Source organism: Roseovarius sp. JB2-10 (assembly GCF_055693585.1).
In genome coordinates, this window is the sequence record NZ_CM146337.1 from 3144726 (window position 1) to 3157895 (window position 13170).

At 55.9% G+C, this 13170-nt stretch carries 12 protein-coding genes and 1 tRNA gene; 11 read left to right on the forward strand and 2 right to left on the reverse strand.

All coding sequences use genetic code 11. The features are described 5' to 3' along the window. Window positions 1-996: 996 nt before the first annotated feature. Both ACZ1HJ_RS15710 and ACZ1HJ_RS15715 read right to left on the reverse strand, forming a co-directional pair. A complete protein-coding gene (locus ACZ1HJ_RS15710; RefSeq protein ID WP_472719589.1) occupies window positions 997-1224 on the reverse strand; it encodes a helix-turn-helix transcriptional regulator in 228 nt (75 codons plus the stop codon). Between the two features lie 472 nt (window positions 1225-1696). Next, the gene (locus tag ACZ1HJ_RS15715; RefSeq protein ID WP_472719590.1) at window positions 1697-2803 is read right to left on the reverse strand and encodes a tyrosine-type recombinase/integrase; all 1107 of its coding nucleotides are present in this window, start codon (window positions 2801-2803) and stop codon (window positions 1697-1699) included. A gap of 276 nt (window positions 2804-3079) precedes the next feature. Here ACZ1HJ_RS15715 and ACZ1HJ_RS15720 point away from each other — a divergent pair, with 276 nt between their 5' ends. The 11 genes from ACZ1HJ_RS15720 (at window position 3080) to ACZ1HJ_RS15770 (ending at window position 13168) form a co-directional block, all read left to right on the forward strand. After that, window positions 3080-3445 carry a hypothetical protein gene (locus tag ACZ1HJ_RS15720; protein WP_472719591.1) on the forward strand — a complete coding sequence of 122 codons (366 nt, stop codon included), beginning with the start codon at window positions 3080-3082 and terminating at the stop codon, window positions 3443-3445. Between the two features lie 451 nt (window positions 3446-3896). Continuing rightward, on the forward strand, window positions 3897-4436 hold the full coding sequence (locus ACZ1HJ_RS15725) for an alpha/beta hydrolase family protein (RefSeq protein WP_472719592.1): 540 nt from the start codon (window positions 3897-3899) through the stop codon (window positions 4434-4436). A gap of 349 nt (window positions 4437-4785) precedes the next feature. Continuing rightward, window positions 4786-6396, forward strand: a complete 1611-nt coding sequence (locus tag ACZ1HJ_RS15730; RefSeq protein WP_472719593.1) for a glutamate synthase-related protein — start codon at window positions 4786-4788, stop codon at window positions 6394-6396. After that, window positions 6393-6770, forward strand: a complete 378-nt coding sequence (locus ACZ1HJ_RS15735; protein ID WP_472719594.1) for a hypothetical protein — start codon at window positions 6393-6395, stop codon at window positions 6768-6770. The genes ACZ1HJ_RS15730 and ACZ1HJ_RS15735 overlap by 4 nt, the downstream gene beginning before the upstream one ends. After that, on the forward strand, window positions 6767-7837 hold the full coding sequence (locus ACZ1HJ_RS15740; RefSeq protein WP_472719595.1) for a Rieske 2Fe-2S domain-containing protein: 1071 nt from the start codon (window positions 6767-6769) through the stop codon (window positions 7835-7837). The genes ACZ1HJ_RS15735 and ACZ1HJ_RS15740 overlap by 4 nt, the downstream gene beginning before the upstream one ends. Continuing rightward, window positions 7834-8595, forward strand: coding sequence for a hypothetical protein (locus ACZ1HJ_RS15745; protein ID WP_472719596.1), 762 nt, complete (start codon window positions 7834-7836; stop codon window positions 8593-8595). Before ACZ1HJ_RS15740 ends, ACZ1HJ_RS15745 begins: the two co-directional genes overlap by 4 nt. After that, window positions 8595-8879, forward strand: coding sequence for a hypothetical protein (locus ACZ1HJ_RS15750; protein WP_472719597.1), 285 nt, complete (start codon window positions 8595-8597; stop codon window positions 8877-8879). Before ACZ1HJ_RS15745 ends, ACZ1HJ_RS15750 begins: the two co-directional genes overlap by 1 nt. Further along, window positions 8869-10848, forward strand: coding sequence for a thiamine pyrophosphate-dependent enzyme (locus ACZ1HJ_RS15755; RefSeq protein ID WP_472719598.1), 1980 nt, complete (start codon window positions 8869-8871; stop codon window positions 10846-10848). The genes ACZ1HJ_RS15750 and ACZ1HJ_RS15755 overlap by 11 nt, the downstream gene beginning before the upstream one ends. 111 nt (window positions 10849-10959) lie before the next feature. Further along, a complete protein-coding gene (locus ACZ1HJ_RS15760) occupies window positions 10960-12447 on the forward strand; it encodes an ABC transporter substrate-binding protein (protein ID WP_472719599.1) in 1488 nt (495 codons plus the stop codon). Between the two features lie 81 nt (window positions 12448-12528). Next, window positions 12529-12602, forward strand: a tRNA-Gly gene (locus ACZ1HJ_RS15765). A gap of 107 nt (window positions 12603-12709) precedes the next feature. Then, entirely contained in the window at window positions 12710-13168 is a 459-nt protein-coding gene (locus tag ACZ1HJ_RS15770; protein ID WP_472719600.1) for a (2Fe-2S)-binding protein, read from the forward strand. Window positions 13169-13170: the final 2 nt, after the last annotated feature.

Below are 13170 nucleotides of genomic sequence, written 5' to 3' on the forward strand. Positions count from 1 at the left end.
TGCGTCGGACTTACGTGGAGCTAAAGATTGCTGATCAGAGGTCAGAAAGCAGATCTTTGTTGAGAATGCAAAATACACAAATTCGCCGTGCGATATCTCAAAGCGTACAGGTTTCTGTGTCTTGTTATGCAATACATATGACTCAGTCCTGCTATCTTGACGAAAGGGGCAATTAATCTTCAAGAAGCCACCAAAGCAGACTTCGACAAATTTAAGCACGGCTTGGCCTCCGTCCCGCAAATAGATCGTCAAAGGCTCCTCAGTGATAGGTGTCTTTGTAGCACTGCGGGCTCGCGCATTCACGGGCTTTGAACAGCGAAAATCTTAATGAACCGCTGTTATCCGCATTGGATCAATATACTTAATGCTGCGAACAGAATGGAAACCTAGTGTGGCTAGGAATTGGGTTACTTCGTTTGCCAACCTTCGTTAGCGTCCATCCACCTGACCGCCATCCAATACCAAAGCGTTGCTAGCAACAGGACAGGACCAAATGGGTTTCCAAAATACAGCGTTGCCACGAGAGCAACGGCGGCGCTGAACCACAAACACATCATTGCTGTTGCACGGGACCCTACCCCTAATAAACCAACTTTTACATAGAGTGGTGCGCTATTGTATGCCATTGTAGTTGCTCCAGTTGTTTCCTTTAGAGGCCCATCATTCTTAAATGCTCTTTGCATTCCGGTTGGGCTAAAATCATAAAACTTAGGCATCATTATGTCTCGGATATAGAATTGTTGTACGACCGCGTGTTCACCTCTTATTATCGTGCGTTCTACCTCCTACAGCAGCCCACTCAATCTAGTTGCTCAACGCAAGTTCCAGGTCTACGTGTGATTTGAAAAACCGGAGTTAGGGCACGCTGCAAAGTACAATGCAATCCACCAATGGCTGCGCCAGCATGGCCGCACGAGTGCAGATGGTCTACACCTCCCGATACACATTTAAGGTAAATCGGGTGGCCAGGCTGTGCACGCCCGACCACCCTAGCTCCTATTCAGGAGTGTCGGTGAGGTCTCCTCGACGATCCAACCTTTCTTGGAGCCAGTCCAGTACTTCCGCCTCAACCCATCCCACCCGGTTCGGTCCGAGTTGAATCCGCTTTGGGAACGTCCCGGCCTTTTCCAGTCTGGCAACATGTTGTGCCGAGTATAGAACCATCTCCTTAAGTTGGCGCTTTGAAAGTATCCGCATCTCGATCTCTCCATATTTGAAGAGCATCGCGATGCCCTAGGTTACGACAATACCAAGGCGAGATTAGGGTAGCAGAAAATCAAACCCAATCAATCTAAGCTCATTTGGCATAGCCTGGATGATCCGGATCATCCGGTATGCCATTCCTTCAAGGTGACTGAGGTCCTCGCAAATTCGCTCGTGATCGTTCTGGGCTAGTATAGTACGTACATCATCTTCATATTCGTTTGGAAGACGTCGTTCCTTCAATACTCTTGCGATCTGTTTTTCATTCATATGCTTGTAATTTATAGTAAAAATCCAGGAGAGTCGAACCTCTGGGAGAGTTGCGCCATGCAATTACCCAAGAGTCGAATCTGGAGTTTTTCTATGCAAATTTAATGGTTAATTGGGCTCGTTTTACAGTCGCTCGCAACGCCTCCATTACATCTGCTCGAACCTGCATCAGCTTAATGCGCTAATCCCGATACGTGGTTCAAATATATGCAGATCGAACGCGTCAGCCAGAGATCAGTTTGGCGATGTAGTCGTCATACTGACTAACTGCTTCACGCATTTCTTTTATGTACGAATGCCGGTTGTAAACGGCGGCTACACCGCTGATCGCTCCCGTGACATGGTTCAACAACCGTTCCGTGACATGGATCGGCGTCCCGATACGAGCATGATTGGTAGCGAAAGTCCGTCTAAGGTCATGTAGGGTGAAGTGCGGTAACTCCGTCTCCATCAACATCCGTTTAGTTGATTTGCCAAAGCCATTGAATGGTTTGTCGTCGATTGTTGTGCCAAATACAAATGTCGATCCTCCCTCAATCCGGTCGAGTAGATTAAGAGCATACCTTCCGAGCGGCAAAACGTGTTCTCTTCTGTTTTTGGTCTTTGATGCGGAAAAAACCAGACGGTCGCTTTCGATATCCTGCCACTCAAGGTTGGTAATCTCGCCTTTGCGCTGGCCCGTGTAAACTAGGAGTTCAACTATCTGAGTAAAGCGGTCATCACCCGAGCGGCAGTATTCCAGAACAATCCTCAGCTCTTCGTCGTCCAAGACACGTTCACGTGGTGACGACTTATGCGGACGTTTTAAAACAGCCAGAGGATTGAGCGCCAGGTATTGCCGTCTCACCGCCCAATTGAAGAACACCTTGAACGTCGTAAAAGCGTAATTCTGACTCGACGCGCTAGATGTACTGTTTTTGATCGCCTTCATGATCTGCATCTGTGAGACTTTGCCAATCGAGCCAGTGAAGGTGATCCCTTCGAGATAAAGGCGATAGCCCTTCATCGTATTGGGGCGCACCCTACCCTCACAGTCGTCAAGATATGCCCGAACAACAGATTGGTAGTCGTGGTCCATTTCTGGATTGGGCGTGAGCGCGTATGTAGAAAGAAACAATTTGGCTCGTTTGCGAGCATCTGACAATGACACGTCCGGAAAACGCCCAAGCGTCTTTAACCGACGCTTGTCGCCATACATGACCACGAATGATTTGCTCTTAGTTGAGCAGCGCAGACCGAACCCCGGTGTGCTCTGATCCCAATATGTGATCTGCCCACTTTCTGGGAATGAGAGCTTTTTCACGGCCACTTCTGTCAGGCGAGTTTTCATTTCAGTCTCTTTTTAGTCGCATAAATCGCGTGCGTAAGGGGGTATTTCAGTGTTCAGTTATGTTCACCAAATTCACCTTACCTATTGGAAAATATACAGTATTTGTGTCTCTATGTGAATCTATGAATTCGTTAAAAATACAACTGTTAATCAATTGGTCGTAGGTTCGATCCCTACCGCCGGAGCCAGAGATTTCAAGGGGTTAGGCCGAAAAGCCTGACCCCTTTTTAGTTTCCAACTACGTTTTAGATACCCCAATTGCGAGGAAGACTATTCATGAATTTTCGTTTTAAGATGTGGGAAAATGACGTGGAACAACGTAACCAAATCACCTATGCAGTGGACATCGTTTTTAAGTTCGCCGAGCATTTGCTAGTTTTGGGCATTTTTGGCTTTCTAGCTGAAGTAACAAAAAACTGGGCTGTGATATCAATTACCGCTGTTTTGTCGGCTTTGTTTGTTATGAACGCGCTGTCTTTCGTTGCCGGAGTTCACTTTACACAGTGCGAGGAGGGTGATGGCAAACTCAAGAAAGTCATTTGGGGAGTTATCGACCTAACTATTCTCGGCTTGATCCTTGCCATCTGTTGGTTTGCTTTTTTTGAGATCATAAGCACAATGAGTGACGGTATTGGGATTTAGTTTGATAAGCCCACCTTCAAGACGCCAATCACTGTGATATCTGCTGGCGCGTGTGCCAGTATCGATTAGCTGTCTACCGGGCGTCTGCACTGACATGATCTTGCGGCGCTGGCGTATGTCGAACAAGAGCCCGCCCAACACCCCAATTTTGGTTTCTAACCTGCGCGCAATGCTGTTGTTTCTGACGCATCAGCAGAATATCTTGCGCCTGTGACATCCTCATATCGGAGTTGGAAAAATCGAGACCAAAAAACTCCTGCCGATTGAGATGCGTGTCGACACGGACGACCATAAAATCGGTTACATCAGAGGGACAGGTAACAGGCTTGTTGTGAGTTTAAGCGGGGTGGGTAAAAGGCGCCGCTTTCACCCGCCATGGGAATTTGTTGGCACAGCATCTGACGGCGGGCGCAATCACGTCCTTACCGTTTCAGAACGTACGCGGACGTGGATGAACAGCCCCACGCTCCCCGAGGCAATTGCCCAGCAAATTGAGGCCGTATCCGCCTCCGAGAAAATCGACGAAGTCATCACCCTTGGTAACAGCATGGGGGGATTCATGGCACTTGTTTTGCCGCAATACACGCAGGTGCAACGCGTCATCGCCCTATCTCCGCAGTTTTCGATGCACCCCGAGATCGTTCCAGAGGATGGCAGATGGCAGGTCTGGCGTGACCGGATGACGGATTTTCGGCACAAGACAATTGACAAAATTGATGTCGAAGCCCGGGATTATTTCATCCTGCATGGCCACACAAAGAGAGAGAACCTGCATTGGGGGCGATTTCCTTTTGATCCCGCAATCCACCACTACATTCTGCAGGGCAAGGGCCATGCTTTGGTGGTCGCCATGAAAGGCTCCGGCCTTATGAACATCGTCCTTGGCCACGCGATCAATGGGCAACCGGATGAAGCGATCCGGGTGCTTTCAACCAAGTTTCAGCCGGTAAAACGCGATCAATTGCCAGAGAACGAACGATACTTGTGGTGAGTGTCAGAACGCGCTCACCGTCATGTGCCGTCCGACAAACCCGAGAGTGTTGCTCTTGATCGGGCCTCAATTTGCCGTGGAAACACCTATTCACAAGAAGTTTTGATCACGCGCTGCCATCGGCCCTGACCCCACCCATCATCGCCTGAAACATCAATATTTTATGGCGGATACAATGCCGCGATGCGCGTAGCATCTTGCCTGTCCACCGGTCCATTTCTGCCTCCCACGGTTCGGACGCCAAAAATAATTTGTAACCTGTCAACGATTGCCTCCATCATGCACGGACATGGTGAAGGGACGCGCCGTGGTCGGGTTTGGCCCGGCATAAATAACAAGCAGGACAGCTATGACACCCACAGCCATCTACAAACTCAGCGATCTCAAGGATCGGTCGCCGGAATATGCCCTTGTGGGCGAGGTCGATCTGGTGGTCGTCCGGTTCGATGAAGAAATTTCAGTATTCTATGGGCGATGCCTGCACCGCGGGGCCTTGATGTCGGACGGCCATGTGCGCGGCAAGGATTTGATCTGCGGTGTACATGATTGGGATTACCGTCTGGACACCGGCGTATCGGCCTATGCCAATGACGAAAAACTGCCGAAATTTACCGCCTGGATCGACGGCGACGATGTAGTTGTGGACGCCGATGAGATCAACGCCTGGGGGCAAGCCAACCCGCAGCCCTTCAACCGCGATGCTTATCTTGGGCTTTACGCCGATACCAGCCATGGCATTGACGAGGAGCCTTATGCCGGTCTGATCCAGCAATATGCGCGCGATGGTCTTTCCAAAACCGGCCATCACGGTGCGGTGACCTCTATGGGTGTGCCGCGTGGCGAGTTACCGGATTGGGACGACATCCAGATCATCACCGCGCAACTGGCCACGCCGCCCCTGTTGGAAGATGAACCCGTGGGGACTGATGTCGTGATCGGCCCAAACGCGCAAAAACCGCTGCGCCTGAAAATACCGCTATTTGTGTCCGACATGTCTTTTGGCGCTCTGTCGGAAACCGCCAAGGTGGCTTTGGCCACGGGCGCGGAAATGGCAGGCACGGGCATTTGTTCCGGCGAAGGCGGGATGCTGCCCGAAGAACAGGCCGCCAATTCACGCTATTTCTACGAATTGGCTTCAGGCCGGTTTGGGTTCGGCTGGGACAAGCTTGCCCATGTGCAGGCCTTCCACTTCAAGGGCGGGCAAGGTGCCAAAACCGGCACGGGCGGTCACCTGCCCGGCGAAAAGGTGAACGGCAAAATCGCGGATGTGCGGGGGTTGGAGCCGGGCACCTCCGCCATTTCGCCCCCGCGTTTTCCCGATTGGACAAAACCAAGCCAGATCAAGGAGTTCGCCGACGAAGTTCGCGACAGAACCGGCGGCATCCCGATTGGGTACAAGCTGAGTGCGCAGCATATCGAAAAGGACATCGACGCCGCGCTGGAGGTGGGGGTCGATTACATCATCCTCGACGGGCGTGGCGGTGGCACCGGGGCGGCCCCGGTGATTTTCCGCGACAACATCTCCGTGCCGACCATTCCCGCGCTGGCACGGGCACGGGCGCATCTGGACAGGCTTGACCGGGCGGATGTCTCGCTGGTCATTACCGGCGGGTTGCGCAAACCGGCGGATTTCATCAAGGCGATGGCCCTGGGGGCCGATGCCATCGCGGTCTCGAACTCGGCCATGCAGGCCATTGGATGCCTTGCGATGCGGGCCTGTCACACCAATAACTGCCCTGTCGGGATTGCCACCCAAAAGCCGCATCTGGTCAGCCGCCTGCTGGTCGACAAATCCGCGCAACAACTGGCGAATTTCTTTGAGGCCTCTACCGAGCTTATGCAGGTCATGGCCCGCGCCTGCGGCCACAGTCATCTGTCACAGTTCGCCCTTGATGATCTGACAACGTGGAAGAAAGACATGGCGGAGTTGTCCGGCGTGTCCTACGGAGGCGTTGCATGAACCAGGCAGAAATGATCCTGATGGGGCTGCGGATCTGGGGCAGCATCGGTGCGGTGGTGGCGGTCATTTTCCTGACCATTGGCATGGACCGGATCGATGAAGATGCGCGCGGCGCCTATGTGTTCCGGGTGCTTTTGATCCCCGGGATCGTGGTGATCTGGCCGCTCGTCCTGTGGCGCTGGTACATCTACGAAAGCAACTCCGAAACCTGGGCCCGCCGGTATGAACCGCCCCGCAAATCGCATTTCGCCGTTGGATTGATCATGCCGGTCGCGATTGCCCTGATCATCCTGACCGGGCTTTCCCTGCGCCAGACATGGCCTGCGGACATCGCCCCGGTGCAGCTTGCGGCCCCGACGGAGACGTCCCAATGAGCGTCAAATACATCCCCGTTCAATGGAACAACAACAAGTGGATCTACGACGCGGTGATGCTGGCCGGTGCTGCGCTCTTTTTATACGTGTTCCTTTACGCCGCGCCGGGCATCCTGAGCCATGAACGCCCGATCAATCCACAGGTGCACAACGCCCGCGCCTTCGGGGCCTGTGCCTTTGTCATGCTGACCGTAATCTTGTGCATCGGCCCGTTGGCGCGGCTTGATGAGCGTTTTCTGCCCCTGCTCTATAACCGTCGTCATTTCGGGGTCATGACCGTGTTTGTGGCGATCACGCATGCGTCTTACATCATCGATTGGTACTTCGCCTTTTCGATGTCCAACAAATACGAAGCCCTGCTCTTTGCCAATACGAGCTATGGACAACTCTCCGGTTTTCCCTTTGAAATATTTGGTGTTTTTGCCCTTCTGGTCCTGATCATTCTGGCAGCCACCAGCCATGATTTCTGGATGAAATTCCTGTCCCCCCCAGTGTGGAAGCGCATCCATTACCTGATCTACCCGGCCTATTTGTCGGTGGTCGCCCATGTCAGTCTGGGCATCCTTCAGGACCAGCAAAACCATGCGTTTACCGTGATTTTCATTCTTGGTGCCATGGCCGTTGGCATCTTGCATCTGATGGCCGCCTTGCATGAAAGGCGGCGCGACAAGGCCCTGCAGGCTGATGCGGCAGATTGGATTGACGTCTGCGATGTCGCGGACATGACCGACGGCTTTGCCAAGATCAAACTGTTGCCCGATGGCAAACGTGTCGCGGTCTTTTTGATGGATGGGCAGCTTAGCGCCATTTCCAACGCCTGCGCCCACCAGAACGGACCCTTGGGCGAAGGCCGGATCATCGATTGTCTGGTCACCTGCCCTTGGCACGGGTTCCAATACGATGTGCGCAATGGTCAGTCGCCAGCACCTTTCACGGAAAAAGTCCCCACCTACAATCTGCGGCTCAATGGCACGTCGGTGCAGGTGGACCCGGTGGCCAACCCGCCCGGCACACCGGTTGATCCGGTCCCCGCACCACCGCAACACGGCACGGAGGTTCCCGCATGAGCGACGACAAAAAGCCCTTTTTCGTAGGCTACCTGCCGGTCCCGCAGGGGCTGCGCATGCTGTTGCTAACCGTCTGCGTCCTCTTTGTATCGGGCCTTGCCGCGATTGGTTTGACGTTGGGCACGGCGCAGGATGATCCCGGCGAAGGCGCGTTCCGCTTTGATTACGGCCGCCAGACCGTGACCGGCGTGATCGAACTGACCCCCTACCCTGTGTTGCGGGTGACCGAGGGCAATGACCGGATCAAGCCCGGCGCGACGTTGATGCTGGTCGCGCAAGGCAAAAGCAGCGTTGAAGACCGCGCAAAACCGCTGGAGGGACAATTGGCCACGGTCTCCGGCGTCGTGCTTCAGCGCGGCGATCTCAACATGTTGCAGCTGCGCGGTGGCCAACAGGGACTGAAAGCCGCTGACGGTGACGCACCCACGATTGATGTCGAACATTTGGGCCGCTGGAAACTGGCCGGTGAAATCTGCGACGGCAAATGCCTGGCCGGGGCCATGCGTCCGGGCCGCGGCATCGCACACAAGGCCTGTGCCAACCTGTGCCTGATCGGTGACGTGCCCCCGGTATTTGTCTCGACTCAGCCGGTTGACGGGTCAGATTTTCTGCTGATCACCGGGCCAGACGGGGCATTCTTGCCCAAATCCGCCTATGATCACGTGGCGCAATTTGTGTCGCTGGAAGGGGATGTGGCGCGGCATGGCAACCTGCTGGTGATCGCGCTTGATCCTGACACGGTTGAGGTGCTGCACTAATGCGCCGGATCATCACTCTCGCCCTCGTCGCCGGTCTGGCGACCGTGATGTTTTACCTGTCGCGGTTTTGGTATCTGTCGCTTTGGCCGCGCGCCGGTCTTTTAGGCAATCCGGACCTTCCGCCAACCGGCGGGTTGATCAAGCGCTGGCTGCGGGGCACCGATGCCGCGCCCTACGAGCTTTTGATCTGGGCCGTTGGCTGCTTTCTGGTGCTGACCTTCGCCCAGAAGATTTATGACCTTTTGACCCCCACCCCCGAGGCAGGAGATGACCATGACGGATGACACGCTGGACTGGATAAGCGTCGGCCATATCGACGATCTGCCCGAAGGCCGGGTGAAAACGGTCACCGCGCGCACCACATCGATCTGTCTGGTGCATTTTGGCGGTCAATGGGCGGCCATGAACAACCATTGTCCGCATCAGCGCGGGCCGTTGGGCGAAGGGTCCATCGAGAAAGGCATCGACGATAAATGCTGGATACGCTGCCCCTGGCATGGCTGGGATTTTGATCCGCTGACCGGCAAACCGCCCGGCGGGCACGAAGACACCGGCCAGCAGATGTATCCCGTCGACATTCGCGATGGCGAGATTTTTGTGGGGATTGAGGCCGAGCCGCCGCATGAACGCACGGTCACAGATGTGATGGTTGAAACCATGACCAACTGGGGCGTGCAATCGGTCTTTGGCATGGTCGGCCACTCCAATCTGGGCCTGTCGGATGCGATCCGTCTGGCCGTGGTCGATGGCAAAATGAAATATTACGGCATCCGGCATGAGGGTGCGGCGGCCTTTGCCACTTCGGCCTATGGCAAGCTAACGGGCACGCCCGCGGCCTGCCTGACCATCGCGGGGCCCGGCGCCACCAACCTGCTGACTGGCATGTGGGACGCCAAGGTGGACCGCGCGCCGGTTCTGGCGCTGACCGGTCAGGTACAGACGCAAGTTATGGGACCCGGAGCGTTTCAGGACATTGATCTTTTGTCGGCTTTTGCCGCTGTCACATCCTTTTCGCAGCCCGTTCTGGGCAGTTCGAACCACGCCGAACTGGCATCACTGGCCTGCAAAACCGCGATTGTCGAGCAAAACGTATCACACCTGATCTTTCCCGATGATGTGCAAACCAATCCCTCCGATCAACCCGCCGCCGCACCTGCGGGGCGCATCACCCACGCGCCGGTCAAACCCGCCGAGAGTGAAGTCGACAAGGCCGCCGCCATGATCAAGGCCGCCAAACGGCCCATCATCGTTGTGGGCCATGGTGCCTATCCGGTGCGGGACGGCGTTGCCGATTTGGCCAAACGGCTTGGCGCGCCGGTGCTGACCACCTTCAAGGCCAAGGGTCTTGTCCCCGATGATCACCCCAATGCGGGCGGTGTGCTGGGCCGTTCGGGCACGCCGATTGCCAGCTGGTTCATGAACGAGGCTGATCTGATCATCGCGCTTGGCACCAGCTTTTCCAACCACACCGGGATTGAGCGTAGCAAAGAGATCATTCAGGTCGATCATGAGCGGATGCAATTGGGCAAATTCCACCCTGTGGCCCTGCCTGTGTGGGGCGATGTCGGCGCGTTCTGCACCGCCCTCGCGGACGCGGATTGCACAAACCCCGACGCTGACGATCAGATCACCGAACTGGCGGACCGGTGGGACATCTGGCGGCGCGAGAAACGGCACCGTCTGCAGGAAGATCTGGGCAAGGGCATCCATTCCTTTGCAATTTTCGAAGCCTTGGGACGGTTGGTGCCGGATAATGCGATCTTTGCGGTAGATGTCGGCAACAACACCTATTCCTTTGGCCGCTATCTGGAAACCAAGGGCCAGCAACGCGTCTTGATGTCGGGCTATCTCGGCTCGATCGGGTTTGGCCTGCCGGCCGCCCTGGGCGCCTGGGCCGCAACGCAGGACAAGGCCGATCTGAAAGGCTGCAAGGTCGTGTCAATCTCCGGCGATGGCGGTTTTGGTCAGTACCCGATGGAATTCACCACGGCGGTGAAATACGGGATGGATATCACCCACATCCTTCTGCACAACGGCGAGCTTGGCAAGATTTCCAAAGAGCAGCGCTCCGGCGAATGGCCGGTTTGGGAAACCGATCTGCAAAACCCGGGCTTTGCCACCTTTGCCCGGCTCTGCGGCGGGCATGGCGCCAAGGTGACCGAGGCGGACCAGATCGACGCCGCCATTCAGGAGGCGCTGGATTTCGACGGCCCTGCCTTGGTCGAGATCATGACAGACGCAGATCTGGTGTGAGCACCAAGGACAAACGCCATGGCAAAAAGGCCGGATTGATTTGAACAGGGATTTACGCAACTAATGGCGCAGGGGGTCCTGTCTGCCACATGCCCCTTCAGGGGGATCGCAATGCGTTTTGTTTTGTCTTTTGTGATATGTGCGCTGCTTTGGGCGGGCACAGCGGTTGCGCAATCATCGGGCACCTTCCGCCACGCGCACGAGGTCGGTTTTGGCAACCTTTCCAGCCTTGATCCGATCTCCAAGGGACGCGTTCTTCAGATCACCGAAAAAATCATGAACCGCCTGGTGCGTCCCGGGCTGGATGGCAAACCGCAGCCTGATCTTGCCACGGAATGGAGCGTCAATCCGGATGCCACGCTGTGGACCTTCAAACTGCGCGACGGCGTGCGGTTCCATGACGGCAGCAGTTTTGACGCGGATGACGTGGTCTATACCATCAACCGTATTCTGGACCCGGAAATGGACAGCCCGGTGCGGTCGGTCATTTCCATGGTCAAATCAATCGAGGCGCTGGATGACCGCACGGTGCTTTTGACCCTCAAGCACGGCTATGCCGATCTGCCGTTGCAGATGATGGATGCCCGGCTCAAAATCATCCCCTACGGATCGGGCGATACGATTGGCCAGACCGGCATCGGCACGGGGCCATTTATCGTCGAAAAGTTTGATGCCGATGGCATCTCGATCCTGACGGCCAATCCGGACTATTGGGAAGGGGCGCCACATCTGGCGCGGATCGAAGTCATTGGCATCCCGGATGGTCTGGCCCGGCTCACCGCCTTTCTGAGCGGCCAGCTGGATATGGAGCGCGGCATTGATCCGTCCCTGCGCCGGGTGCTGCAGAATTCGGATAAATATAACGTGCAGGACATTCCGACCGGCAACTGGATCGGCATGGTTTTCCGCACCGACGTGGCCCCGTATGACGATGTTCGTGTGCGCAAGGCGATCCGCCTGGCCGTGGATCGCGAAGACCTGTTGAAACTGGCGCTTGGGGGCGGCGGGATCGTCAGTTGCGACACCCCCGTGGGACCCAATGACCAATACCGTGCGGAGTTCGACTGCCCCCAGGACATCGAACAGGCCAAGGCATTGCTGGCCGAGGCCGGATATCCGGGCGGGATTGATGTTGAGGTCCATATCTCAACCCTCGAACCTTCCTGGTCATCCATGGCCGTGGCCCTGCAGGAACAACTGGCCCCCGCTGGTATCCGCATCAAAATCACCAAAGCCGCCACCGATGGCTATTGGTCACAGGTCTGGATGCAAAAGGACGCTGTCGGCACCAGATGGGGCGAACGGCCCGCCGATCAGGCGCTGAACGAAATCTTCCGCTCAACCGCAAAATGGAACGAAAGCTTCTTCAAGGACCTGACCTTTGACGCGATGCTGGATATCGCCAGTCAAGAGCTTGATTTCGAAAAACGCCGCGCGCTCTACGTGGGCGCACAGAAGTACCTGTTCGACAATTCTGGCACGCTGATCCCCTATCACATCACACAGCTGGTGGGCCTCTCGACCCGCGTGCATGATCTGGATGAGGTCAAAAACGACGCCGTGCGCTGGCATCTGGTGCGGGTGGACGCGCCGTCCTGACCCGCAAGAGCGGTGGATTGCCTGTGCCCGGACACCACGTCCTTGACGGCCTCAGGCGCATCCCATACTTCCTCATCCAACGCGGGTATGGTGAAATGGTATCACGCGAGCTTCCCAAGCTCTAAGTGCGGGTTCAATTCCCGCTACCCGCTCCACCTTCACTGATTACAGGTCCATTCACACCCCGGGCGACGTAACGTCCGGCTGGACCTGTTGCGAGCATCCGCTAGGTAATGACCAAGCGTGTAGTGAGGTCCGCGCCATGAAACTAATCGTCAACGGGACAGCCCACGAAGTTGATGTCGAGCCCGAGATGCCCCTGTTGTGGGTGCTGCGGGATGAGTTGGGCATCACCGGTCCAAAATACGGCTGCGGCATTGCACAATGCGGGGCCTGCACGGTGCATGTGGATGGCCAGCCGGTCCGCAGTTGTCAGATGGCGATTGGGGATCTGGAGGGCGAGGTCACCACGATCGAGGGCCTGGGCACGCCCGACGCGTTGCACGCGGTTCAAGCCGCATGGATCGAGCATCAGGTGGCGCAATGCGGCTATTGCCAGGCGGGTCAGATCATGGCCGCCGCCACCTTTCTGGACCTCAACCCCGAGCCGACCGACACCGATATCGATCAAGCCCTGAGTGCCAACCTCTGCCGTTGCGGAACCTATCCGCGCATTCGCGCCGCGGTGAAAACCGCCGCCAAGACGCTGAACGAGGCCTGATC